A 20,207-nucleotide genomic window follows, 5' to 3' on the forward strand; every position below is an offset into this window, starting at 1 on the left:
TTAAAAATACTGGTTTAACACTATTCAGTTTAATTATAGGAAACCGGACAGGAAGTTTTAAAACCATTAAATATAAAACCCATATTATGGCTTAAAACAGATTTAGACTGGATAGACTCTATAATTCAAACTACTGACTATAACTGCTTTTTTATAGATGTGATATAAGATAAAGATCGTATTATTTAATAATATCCAGTCCTGTATGATGAATTAATTTCAGCTCAATTTTTTAAATGAAACCACCTGAAATAATCCCTGCCTGAAATAATATGACCAACTGATTAAAATCAAATGAGTAAGCACAAAATGCTAAACCCTAAAATGCAAATATCGAACAGCCGTGTATTACTCCAGAGTTCCCTGTTATCCATGGGGATTTTTTGTGCTGGTGTAGCCCTGGCAGAAACACCAGCCGATGTGCGTGATCTGGTGGGCGTGCGTGCCAGCTCGGGTGAGTCTGCCCTGCAATCCCGGGGCTACGAATTTGTTCGCACGCAAAAAGGGGATGACCGCAACTGGTCATACTGGCGCAAGCCTGCAACAGGCACCTGCATTACGGTTGCAACCTTTGATGGCCGTTACGATGCCATCACCAGCTCACCAAATGACTGTGGTACTGCGAATAGTGGCAGCACTGCGGCCAAAGTGGCGGGAGCTGCACTTGCCATAGGTGCAATTGCCGCCATTGCCAAGCATGAACATGACAAGGAGAAAAAAGAAGAGCGCCGTGAACGTGAGCATGCAACCCCGGATGAAGTGAAAAACCTGCCCGGAACACGAGGCAGTTCGGCAGAAAACGTACTAATCCGTAATGGATATCGTCATATTGAAGGCCATGCGCGCTATACCAGCAAGCAAAACCTGTGGTGGAATGAAAGCCGACAGGACTGTCTGGCCATTAGCGTTTATGATGGACGGATTGACAGCCTCAACAAGGTTGGCAATGAGCAGTGTAGTTCACATCAGGACAGTAACTCTCACCGTCAGGACAGTAATGCGCAAAGCTATTCACCAGCAGCAAATATTACCTGTTATCCAGCCCAAAAAACCTGCTACCGGTTTGGCAAGGGCGTCGACCAGTACTGGACGTCAATAGAATTTTAATGGGTTTTTAAGCATCAATAGCAGCTGGCTTAAATACTGTATAACTTGAATTTAGTCTCATTCTGCCTTGGCAGGATAATTGCTTTTATCAGGTTCATGCAGGCTTTGTAGGTATTATCCAAAAGTAGCAAAAGAATTTGGAGTTAATCGAAATTCACAGAACCAGCGATATATAGCCAAAATATCGACTATTGAAGCTTACTGTTAATTGAATTCTGTACCCGTACTGCTGGCTTGGTTACTGCTGGTTTTTTTGCCATTTACTGATTGCAAAACCTGCAACCTGATTACCGCTGTCATGGTACACGGCAATCAGGTTGACGTCCCAGACTTGGGTCCTAGTAACGAACGGTATAACTTAAACCATAAGTCCGCCCTTCAGCAGGAATGCTCGACATCAGTCCATAGGTAGCAGCAGCCTCCTGACTGTAAACACTGCGATACTCGGTATTCCAGACATTATAAACACCAAAATCAATCCGTCCGCCTAGGGCATTGGCATGCGCCAGCACATCCATCACGGCATAGCCTTTGATCTTGGAAGCTGGTGTAGCTCTTACCGTGTTGCTAAAAGCCGCTTGCTGGGCATCATTATAGGCGCGGTCAGAACCCGCAATCGCCAGCATTTGTACCCGCAGTCCATTATCGTGGTCATCATTCCATTCGCCAAACAGGGTGCCCTTGACTGGCGAAACCCGATAAGCATTTAGTTCACGCCACGCCCCTGCTGCATCCTTGAACTGACCACGGGTATAGGCCAGTGTCCCGCCTGCCTTAAATTGGCTCAGTACCGGCACACTAAAATTGGCTTCAGCCCCATACACTCGCTCATCGGTATCAGCCACGGTCACACTGAAGTCACGGTTAAACTGGGTCACTTTGTCGGAAGTATTATAAAAACCAGTTAAACCCAGATTCAGGCCATCAGTGCCTTGCATGCGCCAACCCAGTTCATAGTTGTTAACCTTAATCGGTTCAATATTAGCGGAATTAACCACAAAACCCGGCTGTACATCGCGCAACATACGCTGCACGTCTGGCAAGCTAAAGCCCTGCGAGAAGTTGGCAAATACCTGTTGCGCGTCATTAAGCGCGTAAACTGCACCCAGATTAAACAGCGTGGCATCGTGCTTGACCTTGCCCGCAGCTACACTGGACGGGGGATAGGCTATCCGATAGGCAGCCAGCAGGTCAGACAGCATGGCCTCATTGGTAGGAATGTACTGCTTGCTGTCACTGTCGATTTTTTCATGCCGCACTCCAGCCTGTACGCTTAGCTGATCGGTCAATGGTAAGCGGGATTGCAAAAATACGCCCAGTTTATTGATATCGACATCGGGGCCAAAACCATAAGTTTTGCCAGATGACTGATACTGCAAGCCATTGGAGGACATAAAACGGGTCAGGTCATGACTATCAGCCTGCTGCTTGTCAGTTTCCTGCTCGTAATCCACCCCGTAAGTCAGCTCAAGGGTTTTATCAGCCAGATTCAGGTTTGATTGCAAGGCAGCACGCGCACCAGCCACCTCAACCTCAGACTCGGATTGCAGCACCGCATAGCCACGAGCCGCCAGTTGCTGTTTCTGCGCATCGCTTAATGGGGCACGTGCCAGATTAATGGCGGTGACAAACGGGAAAAACCGGCTTTTTTCATGCCGATAATAGGCCTCTGTGGTCAGTTGCTGCCCCAGCAAATCGTCATTTTGATACTGGGCATTAATCGCATAACGGCTGGTCAGTGGTTGCTTGTCCAGTTGCAAGCCTTTGATAGCTTTTAGGCTGGGCTGATAACCACGCACCAGTAAGGCCGACAGATTAGGCCCATAATCCGGTGCATAATCGCTATCCTGCTCGTCATTGTAATATTGCGCGCCAAGGCTAATACGCTGTTGATCATTAAGACGCAAATTAAGGCGGCCATTGATATCAACCGTCTGGGTATCCTGACGGTCAGCCTGTGCCGGTTCAGGGGCAATTCGCTCGCCACGACTGTCCTGCTGCTCGCCACGCTGGGTAAAGCTGGCACCCAAAAACCCATCCAGCGCGCCATGACTAAATGCTGCGGTTTGCGCGACTTCATAAGCCAGTGCATCACTGGAAAAACGGTTGCCTGCGGTCAGACCGACTTTGCTTTCAAAACTCAGCGGTTCGCCTTCGGTAGCGCGTTTGGTAATGATATTAATAATCCCGCCGGTTGCACCAGAACCATAAATACTACTGGCACCTGATACCACTTCAATATGATCAATCAACGCCGGACTAATGCTGTTGAGCTGGCGCGATACATCACGCGATCCGGTTTGCGGTACGCCATCAATCAGGATTTGCACCTGCCGGCCACGCATGGTCTGGCCGTAGTTACTGATCGTTCCGCTGGAAGCGCCCAAGGAAGGCACCAGTTGCGCCAGAATATCGGCTACTTTTTTACCTGTTGCTGCCTGTTGCACAATTTCTACCTGCGCAATGGTCTGCACGGTTCCGGCAATCTCGGCAATGCTGGTCGGACTACGGGTAGCTGTAACGACGATGGGACTTAAGGTGCTGCTTGGCTGAGTATTCGCCGCTTGGCTGCTGACCCTCGTGGCTGGTGTTTCAGCATAGATTTGGCTGCTGATGGCCAGAAACAATAGCGATAGACTAAAATGCGTGGTACGCATTTGGTACTCCTTAGACATTTGTTTGATGAATCGTCGATACCGTGGCTGGACGCATAAGCATGTGGCTAAGGATGACGCTAATGATAGAAACAACAGACAACACGGCAAACAGATTGCCGTACCCCAACGCCTTGGCCATAAAACCGGATAACGCTGCACCAAGGAAAAAGACCAGCAACTCAAAACACACCAGTACGGTAAAATCAGTGCCCGCCTGCTGCTTGGAACAATGCTCCATAAAATAGGTATACAACGCGGTCATGGCCAGATAGCGCACTGCCAGAATACTTACCACGGCAATGGCATAACCCCAAAAACCCATCGCGCCGGACAGCAGCCCTATCGCCACGCCGCTATACACCACACTACGCAACCAGCCCGCGCCCAGTAACCAGCGCATGCTGCCCTGCCGCTTGACCAGCCAACCCGCCGCAACTGCGGCCAGCAGACCCACTGCCGCACCCACCACCGAAAACAACAGTCCAATCTGGGTGAGCGACCATTTGGCATCGACCAGCATGGGGTTGAGCATCGCCATCGCTGGTGATTCCACCAGCCGATACACCACAATTACCAATAGCAGGCGGCGAATTTCAGGCCGCGAAAACACCCGACGCAGGCTGGGTTTATATTTTTCAAGAAACTGGTTATTACTTGCTGCCCCACCCGACTGCTGGCCGTCCTGGTTTTCTTTGTCAGGGATTTCTTTGTCAGGGATTTCTTTGTCGTGGGTTTCTTTAAGGAAAAATACCGATAGCGTGGTCATGGCAATCAGCGCCGTTAAACTCAGTAACGCCACTTGCCAGTTGTATTGTTGATAAAGCCACAGGGTTCCAGCACCACCCAGCATACTGCCCAGCGCAATACCCGCGCTTTGCATGGTGCTGGCAAGGCTATAATGCGTGGCCGGATAAACCTCAACCGCGTAACCATCAATCGCAATATCCTGCGTGGCTGCCATGGTCGAAATCCACAGCGCGGTCAACACAAATGGCCATAACCCATAATCAACCTGCATACCAGCCAACACCAGTAAGCCTGCAATCACCGCCAACTGGGTAAAAATCAGCCAGCTACGTCGCCGCCCCAAACGCGGTAAAAAATAGCGATCCACCAACGGTGCCCAGAAAAACTTGAACGCCCACGGCAAATACAGCAAGGACAACATGCCAATCCAGCGCAAATCCACACCTTGCTGGCGCAAAATGGCAGGTAATGCCACATTAAAAAAATACAGCGGCAGCGCATGCGCCAGATACAGCATGATCACCAGCAGGCTGACCTGTCGGGAATTAAAAGCAGTCATAGTTGCTCCGCTGCCCAGCGTTCGGCACTGGCCAGATCACGACAGACAAAATAAGGACAGCCCCAGGCTTTGTGCATCGCTGGGGTATTGAGCTTGGCAAACTGGGCATCATCGCTGGCAATCCGCGCCAGACCTTTGCAAGCGCTGGCAAACGGCTGCTTATACTGCTTGTACCAGACTGCTTCAAGCTGACGATAACCGTCGGGCAATGTGAGTGGTTCTTCACTTAAAGTAATCACCGCAAACGGCTCATTACGCGCAATGCAGTCAGTTAAGGTAGCCAGCCAGTGTTCAAATTGCGGCTGGGTAATTACCCCGCGAAAGCACATTTGCACAATCGGCCAGCCTTTTACGTCTATTGTCATAACATGTAATAACTTGTAGTAATAATGATAATAATTATCACTATTCTAGTTAAAGTTAAAAAATAGTCAAGCAAGCCTTATGCGATTGATGACTCGCTAGCCGAGGCTGACACTTGAGGTTGTGGTATTTTAGGAAACTTATTCAAAAAGGTTTCCCGATGGCAGTAATACAGTGCGGCGGTTTTTTCCGGCATAGGAATAAGCCGCTGTAATTCATAACAAAGCTCTGCCACTACCACGGCATAAGGTTTGACGGTGTGATCCGGTTCACCAACAATTTTTTTGGCATTGGAATGTTCAAAAATAAAATAGCTCAACATGCGAATCACCGGACGTAAATGCCCTTTGCCAAACGCGGATGTTTCGCCAAACAGCAAATGCCAGCCCAGATCATCAGGGTCGCCATCATAGTAACGTCCCAAACGATCGCGCGCGCCCTCATAAATTTCGGTATAGCCCATGTCCTGCCCGTTAATGCCCACCAGATACAGTCGGTGATGATCATCCGCCAGCATTTTTTCGTAATAGACACTGAGTGGAACCAGCGGCAGGTTGAGTTGCCACTGCGGAATTACATGCGGCTCATGCATCCAGCGATGCAGTAGCGGCATGTGTTCGGGATAGCGCACCTGCTTGAGATGGTAGATGGTACCGTCTTCCTGATATTCATAATAATCCGGTAATTGGCGTGAAACGGTGCTCATGATTGGCTCCTTGATAGTCTGGTCTGGTTTGAATGGTTTTAAAAGAATTGGGAATATTTAGACGCTGGCCGATTGCCACGCGGCCAATACCTCAGGATGGATGGGATTGGGCATGGGGTGCAAAATGGTGGGATACGGGCGCTCAGCATCATCGGCATAACCGTGGCTAAACAGGCGTACCCGATTCAGGCAGATTTTTTCAAACTGGGGACGAAAGAGGTCAAATTTTTGAATGCGCTCGTTCAATTCGGGATGCTGCTGGTGAAATTCATGCGCTACATCAGACACTTGTTGCCAGAACTCGGCCTCAGTGTGATTAAAGTCTTGCAGAAAAATACTGCTGATATAGCGATAATGCACAATAAACAGACCCGTAAAAATAAAGTGCGTCAGGTCTTGTGCCGTATGACGTAGCAACAGGTCAGCTTCTGGCGGCAAACTTTTTAGTTCGGCAATGTCTTCATCTATCAGGTTGACATCATCAATAAAGTCCTTAATCACCATGCGCTGCGGCACGCCATTATCATGAATCAGCAAACTATTTTCGCCATGCGGTGAAAATACCAATCCATAGCGGTATAAACCATACAGCAGCGGTGTCATACACACCTGCACAAACTGCCTGAGCCAAGCCAAGGGTTGCAGGCCGGAACGTTGTACCAGTGCTGCCAGTACCGAATGACCTGCCAGATCACGATGCACCAGCGCCGCCTGACTGAGCACTTGCTCACTACCCTGCAAATAGCCATGTACACTTTCACGCCACAGGCAGCCAAACAGCTCTTTAAACTGATAAGGCGCGCCATCAATCTGGTCAAAACACGGCTGGTCAACTGTCACAGTGGCATCCTCACCCAGCAAAATCAGGCCAGTTTGTTGCCATACCTGATCCTGTGCAAAGGTGGTTTTTAGCCACTGGGTAAACGCAGGTGCAGCTTTGTTGCGGTCAGAGGGCAGCCCACGATAAACCGCGGTATTAAAAATACTTAAGGGCAATTTCACATAGCGGCGTTCGGGGTGACTGATATTGCTAAAGGTGCGAATGGACTGCATGGGCGTATACCAGTCCTGTGATAGCCCCAATTCAATAATCTGCTGGCTGGCGATTTCTCCCGCATAAGTGCTGACCAGCCAGTGATGCCACTGCCACGGATGGACCAGCAACAGGATATAGTCATCAGCCATATTGCCCGTGTCTGCAATGCGCTGCTTAAACTGTTGCAGTTGCGGTGCATCCAGCTCCTGCGCATACAATATTGGTTCATCCAGCCCTTCAATATGACGATACTCAGCCAGTTGCCGCTGTACCGCCACCCATAACAACTGTAGCTTGGGCTGCATTTCTGGCGAAAAACTCAAATAATCATGGTAGCCAAAACCCATGCGGCCTTTGCTCATAATCAGCCACGGATGACCACGCAATACCCCTTCCACCGCAGCGGCAGGCAAATGGGTAATGGCGTTACTATCGGGTCGCTTAGGATCAAACAAATGCGCTTCGGCTAGCCACGTATTGTTCATTTCCTTAATCAGGTAGGCCAAGGTAAACGGCTTGACCTCGACCTGTCGGGCTACATGAGTAATAAACTGATGTAGGTTCCACGCGGTTTGGTCAGCCTGTTTAGTCGCTTGCTCCACTGGTTGAGAATCCGATAAACTTTCCTCGGAGGCTATATGTGACTTAACTACGCGTTCTGCTGAAGGGTCAGACTGGCGCACCGAACCCGGCTGCACATACCAGTGCCCTAGACGATACTGAAAACCCTGAAACTGATAATGTTGTTCACCCAGATTGACCTGCCAGACTGCTGGTTCAGTGGCACTGTCGACAGCGTCATCTACCTGTTTTACCTCAATCTGTTGTGCCTGAATAATTTCTTCATATAAAAACTCAGCAATCGCCATTTCGATCAGGCGTGCGCCGGCTTGTCGCCACTGTTGCTGGTTAATTTGTAATGATGTCACGCTCATGCTTAATACTCCGTGTGGATACGTGCTGGGCATTAAGCCCTATTGAAATAAAAATAAATGAAATCAGTAAAATAGCGGCGGCCAACCAAAAAGGTGCCACCAGACCATAAATCCCTACCACCAATGCAGCCGCAAGTGGTGCCAGTAACTGCCCGGCATGCTGGGTGGTGCTGGCAAGGCTAAAGTACCAGTGCGGGCTGTGCGCTGCGTTCTGGAACAAATACAGCTCCAGTTGCGCCTGTGCCAGCAGTAGGCTTAGCCCAAACAGCATTCGGGATAAAAACAGCAGACTGATATGACTGGCCAGCGCTTGCCCCAGCAAACTCAGTATCAGTAAGGTGAGCAGCACCGCGTAACGCTGGATAAAGCCGGATTGCTGAAGCAGCCTGCTTTTCAGTAAAGGATAGGCACATAAGGCCATCAGGGAGGGCAACAGGTACAACCATGCCGATTGCAAACGATCCAGTTGCATCACGTTCATGCTATAGGCAGTGAGATAAGGCCGCACCGCATTGGTCGCCATGCTAAAAGCCAACACCAGCAAGCCATAGCCCATAATCGTGGTGACTGGCCAGCCTTGTACTATGGATGGAGCAGGACGCGGCTCCTGAGCAATCGTCGGTGCGCTGGACTGTTGTGGTTCTACTGGCAAGCCTGATTGCAAATCTTGTGTCTGATCGAATGACGGTTTTGGCTGAGGTGACTGTGGCTCAAGAGACTGTCCCGATTCTGGTGTCTTGCGCTGACGTAATACCAGCACGCATAATCCCACCTGAATCACATCCAGCACCGCAACCAGCAAAAACAATTGCAACGGATGCTCAAACGACAATACCCAGGCACTGGCCAGTGTGGATGCAATCAGCGCCAGATGCACCACCAGTTGCACCTGCCCGACTGTTTTGGCCTGCTGCGCTTTGCCCTGCAACTCAATCAGCGCGCTATAAAATAGAAAATAACTGCTTTTAAACAATAGCAAGGCAATGGTTAATACAAAAAATACGGTGAGATCAGACGCTAACGACAAGCAAGCGGTTAGCAGTGCCGCAATACTCTGACCAATCACCAATAGTTTAATGGCATCAATCCGCCGCGCCAGCAAACCCCATAATGGCGCGGCCAGTAATACGGTCAGACGACAAGTCGCCACATAATTGCCAGTTAACGCCAAATCAGTACGGCCAAATACCTGCTGAAAAAACTGCGGATAAAAAGGCGATAATACGGTTTCAGTAAATACAAACAGGAAGCCGCAACACAGCAATAAGGAAGTGCTACTCGGCCGTTGCATAGGCGGCTCCAAACTGCTGGAAGGTATTATCCACAACCAGTTCATATACCGGTTGCGCCAGTAGCTGGTTAATAATGGTCGCCGCGCGCCATGCCCCTAGCCCCAGATCCGGCGTGCCAATACCATGCGTATGCAACTCGGCATTTTGTACAAAAATCCGCCCTTGCCCCTGATGTGTCACTTCATAATCGGCACTAATCTGCAAACGCTGTTGCGCATCCCGTTGCAGCACTTCATCCAGACCCTGCATAAAAGCAGGCAACCGATGCTGATAACCGGTGGCGCTGACAATATAATCTGCGCTGAGTTCAAAGCAGCGCCCTTGTTGCCGATGCTCAAATTCCAGTACAAAGCGGTTTCCCTGTCGAGAGGCTTGCACCAGCTCACTTAAGCCCGATAACGTGACGTGTTGCGGCTGGCCAGCAATGGTGCGGTGATACAATTGTTCATAAATTGCACCAATAGTGCCGAAGCTAATTCCTTTGTAAAACAGTCCCTGATTGGGTACCAGTTGATCCTTGAGTGATTGCGGCAACTGGTAAAAATAGCGACTGTAATCCGGCGTAAAATGCTCCAGTCCCAGTGCCGAATATTCCATGGGGAAAAATCCGGCAGCACGGGTCAGCCAATCAATCTGGTAATGGGGTTGCCCTTGGGTATTCAGTTGCCGTGCAAACAGCGACTGGAACACCTCCGCCGCCGACTGTCCGGCACCCAGCACCACTACGCGACCTGACTGGATTTGTGCGCCTTTTTGCATAAACTCGGCAGAATGAAAACACTGCGCTGGATAATCCTGCATCAGGTTTTTGAGGCACTCCGGCATGCCCGGCACCGTTCCCGTCCCCAGTACCAGTGCGCGGGTGTGATAAGTCTGCCGCTGCCCGGCCTGCTGCACCTCAACCGCAAAGCCATCCTTTACGGGATACACCGCAATCACCTGACTTTGATACTGAATACGGCTTAGCTGCTGGCTCACCCACTGGCAATAATGATTATATTCCTGCCGCGGAATGTGTATTTTTTCCAGAAAATAAAACTTGAATAGCCGACCGTGCTGCTTGAGATAATTTAAAAAACTAAATGGACTGGTCGGGTCAACCATACTGACCAGATCAGCCATAAACGGAACCTGTAGCGTGGTTCCCGGTAGCAACATGCCGTCATGCCATGAAAACGTGGGTTTTTGCTCAAAAAAACAGTAATCCAGTTGATTTCGGTACGGATGCAGCAGCGCCGCCAGACTTAAGTTAAATGGCCCCAAACCAATAGCAATCATATCAAGCATAAATCTGCTCCTGCTGTGCGCCGACCTTGAGCGGATTGTTAATGGTCACATACACCGACTGAAATTCCAGCGGCGCCAGCAGTTCATCCAGTTCATGCAAACGGGTGAGCAAATTACCTTTATAGGGCAGTGTGTCGGCATGCAACAACGTGTGCAACAAAGTGCTATGCGGATGCTGTACCAGTAAGGCTTGTAAGGTGCGTTGTAGTTGCACCAGCAGGGTTTTTTCTGTAATAAATCCGGTGGCACCCAGCGCATTAATTAGGCCAAAAATAGTATTGCCAAACAGGTAATACAGCACCCGTTCATCGACAAATGACTTTGGCCCCACCGATTGCGCATCAGTGGCCAATACCGGAAATAGTGCAATAATCTGCTGGGCATATTCTTCAATATAGTAAAAGCCCTGATTATCACGTAGCCAGAATTTGGCTGGCCATAATTGATCCAGCGCCAACAGGGTGTTTTGCTGATGCGCCTCAAACGCCATACCAAAGCGCATATACACGCCCAGCATGGGTTCTACCGCTACTTGCAGGAAGCGCGCAAACCAGTCTGCGGCGATATCTGCGGTAGATCGTTGTTCCTGTTCAGCCAGTGCCGTAATAATATGCTGCAAACGGTTTTCCGGCTGGGTAGGATGATCCTGACACAGGCTCGCCATACAACTGACCTGTGCCTCTGCATCAAAGGGATTGTCGCGCAAAATGCAAATGGTCTCATTGACCACCTCATCCTGCCAGCGCAAGGCAATCCAAGCCGGATCATTAATGGCCGCCAAGGTCGGATAATCCTGCTGCAATTGCTGGCCAAACTCACTGCGCCACAGGCGGCAACCCGTTTCACCGCGTAGGCATTCATGCGCCTGATTGACCCGAATTGAATTGGTAATCGCAACCGACAGTGACGGCTTAAACATCCACGGGACATCGGTAGCAGCCAGTGTACGGATGGATGTAGTCGGTGATAATGTCCAGCCCATGCGTCCCAGATCGTGCAGTTGCCCGTCATCGCGCAGTTGATGCCACCAGCCTTTGCCGCTTAAATAGCGTGCCTGCCACGGATGCAAAGGCAATAATTTCCAGTGCGGATGGTCTTGCATGAGTGTTTGCTGGCGCGCTGTAGCCAAGGGTTGTAAAAGCTGCCGCAAGCTGAGCGTAGGCATCGTATCCTCGGCGCTGCCTTCGACGATATAGTCCGGTGCAACCAGCCAGAAATGCAGTTGGCACTGGCCTTGGGTTTCAGGTGAATACTGGGCAAATTCTTCATGCATAAAACCCTGACGACTCTTGGGCGTAGGGTGCATGGCATGACCCGCCAGCAAAGCCTGTTCACTAAAAATAAAACTCTGCCTAGGTGCCACTAATTCATCCAGCGCTTGCGCCCGCTGTTGCAAAAAACAATGCACTGCATCACGACTTTGTACCCAGCGCTCCAGCACACTGGCCGCGTCAATTGGTCGCGCGCTACTTTGGTCACTGCTACTCTGCACGTTACTGCTTTGAACAATGTCTTCCAGTAGCAGGTTGGCCGCCAGCACCGCGCTCAGTTGCCGCCATTTGCCATCCTGCCACAGCCACGGTTCAGCCCCAATCCGGTGCCGACCCAACTGGCTCACATAATCCAGTGGCACGGCCATAGTCAGGCTTAAGGGATGCAGGCTAAACCACAATAACGGTTTGTTCTGACTCATTTTTTGTTGCGAAGGATTTTGCTGGGTTGGCAGTACAATATGACCGCGGCCTGTTTCCTGCGCATAGGCATTAATCAGATGCTGTAACGCCAAACGGTTGGCATGCTGCTTCATGACAAACTCTCCCGCTGACTGACCGTTTCCAGTGTTTTTATTTTTTGAATCAGCACCGCAGCCTGCTGTTTAACCAATACCAGCAATTTTTCCAGATCTGGCAAGGTAATGACCGGATTTAAAATAGTCAGCTTTAGGCAGGTTTGTCCCTGAAAACGAGTCACCCCAACATTCGCCTGTCCGCTGTACAGCAAATGATCGGCCACTTGCTGGTTTAACAAATCCAGATTGGCAGGTGTTAAGCTCAGAACGTCAGTTGGATTATTTAAACGGAACAACACACTGGATAGTTGCGGCTCAATCATCAGTTGCAATTGGGCATCGTCTGCAATTTTGGCTGCGACTTGCTGCGCCAGCTCAATGCCACGTTCCACCAGCGCACCAAACTGAGCGGTGCCCAGATGTTGCAGGCTCATCCATAGTTTCAGTGCATCAAAACGCCGCGTCGTTTGTAGCGATCTGGCCACCAGATTAGGCACGCCCTGCATCTCATCAAACGCTGAATTGAGATAGTCCGCCTGATAATGCATTAGGCCAAAATGCGCGGGGTCTTTCAGCAAAAACGCCCCACAACTAATCGGCTGAAAAAAATGTTTATGAAAATCCAGCGTAATCGAATCAGCCTGTGCCATCCCATTCAGCCAGTGGCGATACTGGTTTGACAGTAATAGTGCGCCGCCCCATGCCGCATCCACATGCAGCCAGATCGCCTGCTGCTTAGCAATGTCTGCAATCGGCTGGAGTGGATCAATCGCCCCAATGTCAGTGGTGCCAGCGGTGGCCACAATCGCAGCAATCACACAGCCATCCTGCTGCAACTGGGCAATGGTTTGTTGCAGGACTTGGGTGTCCATCTGCCCCTGTGCATTACAGGCAATTGCCACCACAGACTGATAACCCAGCCCCAGCAGTGCCATATTTTTTTGTACTGAAAAATGCGCCTGACTGGAACAAATCACCCGCAGGCGCTGGGCATCAGGCGGCAAACCCTGAGTACGCACATCGATGCCCCATACCCGCTGCACCACCGCATCACGCGCCAGTAGCAAACCCATCAAATTGCTTTGCGTGCCCCCACTGGTAAACACCCCAGCATCCCCCGTGCTATAGCCCACCAGCTCACGCAACCACGCGATCAGCTTCATTTCAATCACGGTGGCCGCCGGGCTTTGATCCCATGAATCCATGCTCTGATTACTGGCATTCATCAGCAGTTCGGCGGTCTGGCTGATAATTAAAGTGGGGCAATGCAAATGCGCCACACAATGCGGATGATGTACCTTAAGGCTATGGTCGAGATACTGCCTCAGCGCCTGCTCAATCACCTGTTCAGCAGGCTGTGGTTCGTCAGCAATATTGAGATTAATGGCTCGCGCGAGTGAAGCCACATCCAGACCGGAATACAGGGCTGGGTCTGATAGCCACCGCTCAACACCCTGTGCGGCCAGTGTCATCTGCTGCTGATACTGCTGCCGCGAGCTATCACTGTCACACAGGACATAATTTAGGGCTGGATTGCTATGAAGCTGATCTTTCTGAATCTCGCTGGATGTTGTAAGCGTGCCATTTTCTAGCAGGCTATTTTTAATCAACTGACTATTCATTACTTTAGCCCTCGCAACTCAAGCAAAGCAGCCTGTAATGCCAACCGGAACCGATAGACCACCTGCTCACACTCAGCGGGTGAAATAATCAGTGGTGGCAAAAAGCGTATCACCGTTCCACCGCGTCCACCACGCTCCAGCAACAAACCCTGCTCAAAACAATGCTGCTGAATGGCGACGGCCAGTGCCGCATCAGCCGGATAAGACCCCAAATGATCGGCTGGCAGACGTTCATCAACAATCTCAATACCCAGCATCAAGCCCAGTCCACGCACCTGACCCAGACAAGCAAACTGGCTTTGCAGCGCAGTAAATTGCTGCATCAGCTCAGCACCCCGCTGCTGTACCTGTATTAGCGCATCGGGCTGGCTGAGATAATTTAAAGTTGCAAGCCCAGTCGCCATCGCTAGCTGATTACCGCGAAACGTGCCGGTATGCGCGCCCGCCTGCCATTGATCAAACTCACGCCGGATCGCCAGTAACGCTAGCGGTAAACCGCCGCCAATGGCCTTGGACATCACCACAATATCCGGCTCAATGCCCGCATGCTGGAAAGCAAAACGTTTACCGGTGCGACCAAAGCCTGCCTGCACCTCATCGATGATCAATAAAATGCCATGCCGCTGAGTCACCTCACGAATTTTTTGTAGCCACGCTGTGGGCGCAATATTGACACCGCCTTCCCCTTGAACTGCCTCCAGAATAACCGCCGCAGGCAAGCACACCCCGCTTTCAACATCCTCAATAAAGCGTTCAAAATAATGGCTCAATGCGGTACTGCCCTGCTCCCCACCCAGACCTAGCGGACAGCGATAACTATGCGGGTACGGCATAAATTGCACATCGGGCATCAGACCACTCACCTGCTGCTTGGGTGCCAGATTGCCCGTTACCGCCAAGGCACCATGCGTCATGCCATGATAACCCCCGGAAAAACTAATAATATGCCGTCGTCCAGTCACCGTTTTGGCCAACTTTAAAGCGGCCTCAACTGCATCAGCACCCGAAGGGCCACAGAACTGTAAACAATAATCATTAACATTATTAGCTAAAAAAAAGAGTAGGCTTTCGCTGAATTCATCTTTAAGGGGTGTGGTGAGATCAAGGGTATGCAGTGGCAAGCCCTGCTGCAATACCTGCTGAATGGCTTCAATAATCTGCGGATGATTATGACCTAAAGCCAGTGTTCCGGCACCCGCCAGACAGTCAAGATAACGCTTGCCATTGGCATCAGTTACCCAGCAACCTTGTGCGCTGGTTATAGCCAGTGGCAACTTACGCGGATAACTGCGCACGCTGGATTCAAACTGGGCTTGCCGCTCCAGCCAGTAATCATTGTTATAAGTCTTGGTGGCTGCACCTAAAAACGCTTGAGCTGTCATTATTACTCCAGTTGTTTATTATTAATGATAATTATTAGCATTTATATTATATTTATTATTTTATTTTGTCTAACAAAAACAGGTTTTTTATCAAGATAGTGGTATCGTATTTTAAGCAAAAAAGTTCTTTTGCATTACTTATTGCTTTTATTTCCATATTAGTTTTATTAAATCTATCAGGTTGTTTACATATGCCACTGGTAAGCGCTGAGTGTAACTTCTTCCTCCTAAATGAGATATGCAGCTATCTTTGCCCTTTCGGCGTATCAGGCCTGATCAAGTGAATAATTTTTGAGCTTTTTCAAATAAAAAGGTCAGTTCAATTATCAGCTTGATCATGGCTACCTGCATTAGCCTAGCCTGAAATCCTTGCCAGCTTTGAAAATATTGAGATAAATGCAGCCAGCTTCTATCATCTACTTTGTATATAAACTTTGCTTAAAGCCCGAAAATGAGTGACTGGTGTGCTGCAGTACCAGCAATGGCTCCATCCCCCTACTGCCAAAGGTACTGAGCCACCAAATCGTGCTGCATCTCCACAGGCAAAAACACCCGGTACTGTGGAGGCTTTAGTTATACTGGTTTTGATGGCCTGTGGACTTAAACCATATTCTCAGTACTGTTGTAGCGAAACAGTGTCATAGCCTCATGGCAATCAAAATTAAAACTAAAACAGCTCCAAAATAAGCAGCACACGTAATGCCAAATCAGGCATGGCCTTAGAAAGCTCCATCTTTTTAAACTGGCAGTCTGTTATGCGTTGGCAATAGCTCAACGCAATCCCTTAAAAAAGAAAAAACACCCCACCAAAAACAATAACAAGGCAAAACATTTTTTCAGCATTTGTGGCGATAATGAATGTGCCGCTTTAGCACCTAACTTTGCGGTAAAAAAGCTCATTAGGCTAATTCCTAAAAATGCATAAATATGTACAAAGCCAATAGTATTGGAAAGGTTTACTTGCTCTTTCATGCCAAAAAACATAAAACCTAAAGCACCAGCAACGGCAATCGGTAAACCACATGCCGCTGATGTTCCCACCGCTTTTTGCATGACCACGCCATAATGATTTAAATAAGGTACCGTTAAACTCCCACCGCCAATGCCAAAAATTGCTGATGCAACGCCTATCCCCGTCCCTGCAAATAATTGTTTAGGGGGTGATGGCAGTACCTTACGCTGATCTACCAGCTTTTTTGCGCCAACAAACATCTGATAGGCAACCCAGATCACAAAGACGCCAATGATCAGCTGTAAATTTGTCCCAGAAAGCAGGCCTGCAATACCTGCTCCCAAAAAGGACCCTATCACTAACCCCGGCGACAGATTTTTGAATACCGACCAAATGACTGCACCATTTTTATGGTGAGCCATCAATGAACTTATGGAAGTTACAATAATGGTCGCTAATGAAGTTCCCAAAGCCATATGCATCACCACTTCAGGATCGTAGCCCATTTGCGTAAAGACCACATACAGAAGTGGTACAATGATCAGTCCACCCCCCACACCAAAGAGACCAGCAGCAAATCCCGCTAATGCGCCTATTGCTAAAAAAATAATTAATTCCACGATATATTTACTTGCTTAAGAGTTTTAAATGAAATAACCAGTGCGGTTAAGCAGTTTTCGCCTGCCCTACCTGATGATAGCCACGATTAAAATAGACCAGACCTTGATCATGTTGGCTTTGTTGAATAGCGACAATACGACAGATAAAAATAGTGTGCGTTCCAACTTCCTGAATTTGCTCAATCTGACAATCAAAACTCACCAAAGCATCCTCTAAAACGGGCGTACCCGTTTTTAATGCTGTCCAGCTTCCATGTTCAAACCGCTCCTCTGAACTCATCTTGGATGAAAATACGTGGGAAAGATGCTGATGATGTGCCCCTAAAACATTTACGGTTAAAATTTTATTTTCGATAAAATGAACATGTGAGCGAGAAGCTTTATTCATACAGACCAATAAAGTTGCAGGCGTATCAGAGACTCCACATACTGCAGATGCAGTGAATCCATGACGACCAGACACCCCTGCCGTGGTAATGACATTGACTGCACCGGTTAACAAAGACATTGCATTTCTAAAGTCTGTTACTTCAATCATCACTTTATTCCAAAATTGAACCGTACCTTTTTGCCTTAAATTGAGCGATACCATGTCGGTTTGTTTCACACGGTTTTATCATCAGGTGGTTTTGTCATCATGTTTTTTGGCATCACGCGGGTTTGTCCTATAGGCACAATCTGAATGAGTGCCGCGTAGAACGACACTTCCTCCAAATTAAGCTAAGGATTAGCGTTTGGATCATGAATATTCCATCAAACCCAAAACAGCTAAGCCTTTACCCAGCACTCTAGCGGTCAGCACTACCTTGAGAGTTCTTTTCGAATGATTTCCGCACCTGCACTTAGCGCCTTGAGCTTGCCTCTTGCAACTTCACGCGATAAAGGCGTCATGCCACAGTTGGTACAGGGATACAGCTTGTCAGCATCGACAAACTGAAGGGCGGCTCTAAGCGTACTGGCAACTTCCTCCGGTGTTTCAATGGTATTGGTGGCCACATCAATCGCCCCGACCATCACTTTTTTACCGCGAATAAGCTCCAGTAAATCCATCGGAACATGCGAGTTATGACATTCCAGTGAGATGATATCGATACTGGATTGTTGCAATTTTGGAAATGCTTCTTCATATTGCCGCCACTCCGAACCCAGCGTTTTTTTCCAGTCGGTATTGGCTTTGATGCCATAGCCATAGCAGATGTGGACAGCCGTTTCACATTTCAGCCCTTCAATTGCGCGCTCAAGGGTGGCAATTCCCCACTCATTCACTTCATCAAAAAATACATTAAAGGCAGGCTCATCAAATTGAATGATATCAACCCCCGCAGCCTCTAATTCTTTGGCTTCCTGATTGAGGATTTTGGCAAATTCCCATGCTAGTTTTTCACGGCTTTTATAATGGGCATCATAAAGCGTATCAATCATGGTCATCGGGCCGGGCAGCGCCCATTTAATCGGTTGATCGGTTTGCTGCCGTAAGAACCTGGCATCTTCAACAAAGACAGGCTTTTGGCGCGATACCGCACCAACCACTGTGGGTACACTGGCATCATAGCGATTGCGAATTCTAACTGTTTCACGCTTCGAGAAATCAACGCCATTAAGGTGCTCAATAAACGTGGTGACAAAATGTTGGCGTGTTTGCTCGCCATCACTGACAATATCAATCCCTGCAAGCTGTTGTTCATGCAATGACACCCGTAAAGCATCCTGCTTGCCTTCAATCAGTTGCTCATCCTGTAATTTCCAGGGTGACCAGAGTGTCTCAGGCTCTGCAAGCCATGACGGTTTGGGTAAGCTGCCAGCAGTTGAAGTGGGTAATAATTTATTTTTAAATGAGTTTTTCATAATCAGCGATCTTCTATATTGGATTACACAGCAGCGTAGCTTTTATCAGTGTGGTTTTTATCAGGGTAGTTTTTATCAAAGTAGCCTTCGCCCTCAGCCCATTGCTCAAGAATATGCTGGTACGGCTTGATGAAGTGCTCTTCAGTAAATTTTCCTTGCTGAATTGCCAATTGGCTACGCTCTTCACGGTCATACACAATACGCGTAAGTGAGTAATCCTGATGTTTCAAACTGGGTTGATAACATTTGCCGGCTGTAGAATTCGCATTGTAAATCTCAGGGCGATAAATCTTCTGGAAGGTTTCCATGGTGCTGATAGTGCCGATCAGTTCAAGGTCAGTGTAATCACTCAGCAAATCACCACAGAAATAAAATGCCAAAGGAGCAACACTGTTTGGCGGCATAAAATAGCGAACCTGCAAACCCATTTTTTCGAAATATTCATCCGTTAAGGAATAATCATCTTGCTGATATTCAACCCCCAGGACAGGATGCTGATTTGCCGTCCGGTAATAGGTCTTGCTACTTGAGACACTCAGACAGATCACAGGCGGTTTATTGAAATTATTTTTAAACGTATTTGAATTTACAAAAGATTTAAAGATTTTTCCGTGCAGCGCGCCATAGTTTTCCGGAAGGCTAAATTCAGCTTGATTCTTATTATGTTCCAGCAGTAAGACGCTAAAATCATAATCCCGCACATAAGAGGAAAAATTATTCCCCACAATGCCTTCAATGCGCTTATTTGTTTTGTGATCAACAATATTTGTTTTCAATATTTCAATGGTCGGGAAGGTCTTTCCATTGCCTTCAACATCAATATCAACCGAAATGATTTCAAGTTCGACAGAATAACGATCTGCTGTAGGGTTATCCCAATGCGCCAAATCATTAAAACGATTATTAATCATTTGTAAAGTGTTGCGCAGGTTCTCTTGGCGGCTCTCTCCTCTCGCCAAATTCGCAAAGTTGGTTGTGATGCGCGTATTGTCTGAGGGACGGTAGTTTTCATCGAAACGAATGCGCTTAATCGTAAATGTAAACTCTTTACTCATGGTGATTTACTACCCTAATTTCTATAGGGTAATTTATACCCCAATCACAACATGAACAAAAATGATCTTTTTTGGAAAAAACATGAGAAAAATTCACTTTAATAAGTATTGTTGTGGTTATTAGGTAGAAAAACCACAAAATTTGGCTACACCTTGGTTAATATTTCAAGTTGGTTAAATTGATATAAAATGCTTGAAAATAAACATTTAGGAGATGGTTTTGCATGCAGGCATAAGCAAATGGAATAGTAAA

General features: G+C 48.2%; 15 protein-coding genes. 1 reads left to right on the forward strand and 14 read right to left on the reverse strand.

Translation table 11 applies throughout. The features are described 5' to 3' along the window. The first annotated feature begins 324 nt into the window (after nucleotides 1-324). Nucleotides 325-1,107: a hypothetical protein gene (locus BKE30_RS07070; RefSeq protein ID WP_143253676.1), complete on the forward strand. Its 783-nt coding sequence runs from the start codon at nucleotides 325-327 to the stop codon at nucleotides 1,105-1,107. Nucleotides 1,108-1,445: 338 nt separating this feature from the next. Here BKE30_RS07070 and BKE30_RS07075 read toward each other — a convergent pair whose 3' ends face one another. From BKE30_RS07075 to BKE30_RS07140, 14 genes are all read right to left on the reverse strand, one after another. Continuing rightward, nucleotides 1,446-3,764, reverse strand: a complete 2,319-nt coding sequence (locus BKE30_RS07075; RefSeq protein WP_143253677.1) for a TonB-dependent receptor — start codon at nucleotides 3,762-3,764, stop codon at nucleotides 1,446-1,448. A 10-nt stretch (nucleotides 3,765-3,774) separates the two neighbouring features. Further along, nucleotides 3,775-5,070, reverse strand: a complete 1,296-nt coding sequence (locus BKE30_RS07080; RefSeq protein WP_076877910.1) for an MFS transporter — start codon at nucleotides 5,068-5,070, stop codon at nucleotides 3,775-3,777. Beyond that, entirely contained in the window at nucleotides 5,067-5,435 is a 369-nt protein-coding gene (locus BKE30_RS07085) for a hypothetical protein (RefSeq protein ID WP_076877911.1), read from the reverse strand. The genes BKE30_RS07080 and BKE30_RS07085 overlap by 4 nt, the downstream gene beginning before the upstream one ends. Before the next feature lie 77 nt (nucleotides 5,436-5,512). Next, nucleotides 5,513-6,139, reverse strand: a complete 627-nt coding sequence (locus BKE30_RS07090; protein ID WP_076877912.1) for a GNAT family N-acetyltransferase — start codon at nucleotides 6,137-6,139, stop codon at nucleotides 5,513-5,515. A gap of 57 nt (nucleotides 6,140-6,196) precedes the next feature. After that, complete coding sequence (locus tag BKE30_RS07095; RefSeq protein ID WP_076877913.1) at nucleotides 6,197-8,110, reverse strand: IucA/IucC family protein; 1,914 nt, start codon at nucleotides 8,108-8,110, stop codon at nucleotides 6,197-6,199. Beyond that, nucleotides 8,085-9,401 (reverse strand): MFS transporter, encoded by a 1,317-nt coding sequence (locus BKE30_RS07100; RefSeq protein ID WP_076877914.1) that lies wholly within the window; start codon nucleotides 9,399-9,401, stop codon nucleotides 8,085-8,087. The genes BKE30_RS07095 and BKE30_RS07100 overlap by 26 nt, the downstream gene beginning before the upstream one ends. Further along, complete coding sequence (locus tag BKE30_RS07105) at nucleotides 9,385-10,689, reverse strand: lysine N(6)-hydroxylase/L-ornithine N(5)-oxygenase family protein (protein ID WP_076877915.1); 1,305 nt, start codon at nucleotides 10,687-10,689, stop codon at nucleotides 9,385-9,387. Before BKE30_RS07105 ends, BKE30_RS07100 begins: the two co-directional genes overlap by 17 nt. Further along, complete coding sequence (locus tag BKE30_RS07110; protein WP_076877916.1) at nucleotides 10,682-12,496, reverse strand: IucA/IucC family protein; 1,815 nt, start codon at nucleotides 12,494-12,496, stop codon at nucleotides 10,682-10,684. The genes BKE30_RS07105 and BKE30_RS07110 overlap by 8 nt, the downstream gene beginning before the upstream one ends. Then, nucleotides 12,493-14,100, reverse strand: coding sequence for a pyridoxal phosphate-dependent decarboxylase family protein (locus BKE30_RS07115; protein WP_083698476.1), 1,608 nt, complete (start codon nucleotides 14,098-14,100; stop codon nucleotides 12,493-12,495). Before BKE30_RS07115 ends, BKE30_RS07110 begins: the two co-directional genes overlap by 4 nt. Further along, nucleotides 14,100-15,482, reverse strand: coding sequence for a diaminobutyrate--2-oxoglutarate transaminase (locus BKE30_RS07120; protein WP_076877917.1), 1,383 nt, complete (start codon nucleotides 15,480-15,482; stop codon nucleotides 14,100-14,102). Before BKE30_RS07120 ends, BKE30_RS07115 begins: the two co-directional genes overlap by 1 nt. A gap of 771 nt (nucleotides 15,483-16,253) precedes the next feature. Continuing rightward, a complete protein-coding gene (locus tag BKE30_RS07125; protein WP_076877918.1) occupies nucleotides 16,254-17,054 on the reverse strand; it encodes a sulfite exporter TauE/SafE family protein in 801 nt (266 codons plus the stop codon). A gap of 46 nt (nucleotides 17,055-17,100) precedes the next feature. Then, the gene (locus BKE30_RS07130) at nucleotides 17,101-17,592 is read right to left on the reverse strand and encodes a flavin reductase family protein (RefSeq protein WP_076877919.1); all 492 of its coding nucleotides are present in this window, start codon (nucleotides 17,590-17,592) and stop codon (nucleotides 17,101-17,103) included. Nucleotides 17,593-17,855: 263 nt separating this feature from the next. Next, entirely contained in the window at nucleotides 17,856-18,899 is a 1,044-nt protein-coding gene (locus BKE30_RS07135) for a methionine synthase (protein WP_076877920.1), read from the reverse strand. Between the two features lie 23 nt (nucleotides 18,900-18,922). Further along, on the reverse strand, nucleotides 18,923-19,954 hold the full coding sequence (locus BKE30_RS07140) for a DUF1852 domain-containing protein (RefSeq protein ID WP_076877921.1): 1,032 nt from the start codon (nucleotides 19,952-19,954) through the stop codon (nucleotides 18,923-18,925). Nucleotides 19,955-20,207: the final 253 nt, after the last annotated feature.

The organism is Alkanindiges hydrocarboniclasticus, from assembly GCF_001982605.1.
Classification (GTDB): Bacteria; Pseudomonadota; Gammaproteobacteria; order Pseudomonadales; family Moraxellaceae; genus Alkanindiges; species Alkanindiges hydrocarboniclasticus.

What these genes read in the sequence shown, in the direction of transcription:
- BKE30_RS07120 (WP_076877917.1), bottom strand. Translation starts at nt 15,482, where the DNA reads ATGACAGCTCAAGCGTTTTTAGGTGCAGCCACCAAGACTTATAACAAT.
- BKE30_RS07115 (WP_083698476.1), bottom strand. Translation starts at nt 14,100, where the DNA reads ATGAATAGTCAGTTGATTAAAAATAGCCTGCTAGAAAATGGCACGCTT.
- BKE30_RS07075 (WP_143253677.1), bottom strand. Translation starts at nt 3,764, where the DNA reads ATGCGTACCACGCATTTTAGTCTATCGCTATTGTTTCTGGCCATCAGC.
- BKE30_RS07085 (WP_076877911.1), bottom strand. Translation starts at nt 5,435, where the DNA reads ATGACAATAGACGTAAAAGGCTGGCCGATTGTGCAAATGTGCTTTCGC.
- BKE30_RS07070 (WP_143253676.1), top strand. Translation starts at nt 325, where the DNA reads ATGCAAATATCGAACAGCCGTGTATTACTCCAGAGTTCCCTGTTATCC.
- BKE30_RS07100 (WP_076877914.1), bottom strand. Translation starts at nt 9,401, where the DNA reads ATGCAACGGCCGAGTAGCACTTCCTTATTGCTGTGTTGCGGCTTCCTG.
- BKE30_RS07095 (WP_076877913.1), bottom strand. Translation starts at nt 8,110, where the DNA reads ATGAGCGTGACATCATTACAAATTAACCAGCAACAGTGGCGACAAGCC.
- BKE30_RS07135 (WP_076877920.1), bottom strand. Translation starts at nt 18,899, where the DNA reads ATGAAAAACTCATTTAAAAATAAATTATTACCCACTTCAACTGCTGGC.
- BKE30_RS07105 (WP_076877915.1), bottom strand. Translation starts at nt 10,689, where the DNA reads ATGCTTGATATGATTGCTATTGGTTTGGGGCCATTTAACTTAAGTCTG.
- BKE30_RS07080 (WP_076877910.1), bottom strand. Translation starts at nt 5,070, where the DNA reads ATGACTGCTTTTAATTCCCGACAGGTCAGCCTGCTGGTGATCATGCTG.
- BKE30_RS07140 (WP_076877921.1), bottom strand. Translation starts at nt 19,954, where the DNA reads ATGAGTAAAGAGTTTACATTTACGATTAAGCGCATTCGTTTCGATGAA.
- BKE30_RS07130 (WP_076877919.1), bottom strand. Translation starts at nt 17,592, where the DNA reads ATGATTGAAGTAACAGACTTTAGAAATGCAATGTCTTTGTTAACCGGT.
- BKE30_RS07090 (WP_076877912.1), bottom strand. Translation starts at nt 6,139, where the DNA reads ATGAGCACCGTTTCACGCCAATTACCGGATTATTATGAATATCAGGAA.
- BKE30_RS07110 (WP_076877916.1), bottom strand. Translation starts at nt 12,496, where the DNA reads ATGAAGCAGCATGCCAACCGTTTGGCGTTACAGCATCTGATTAATGCC.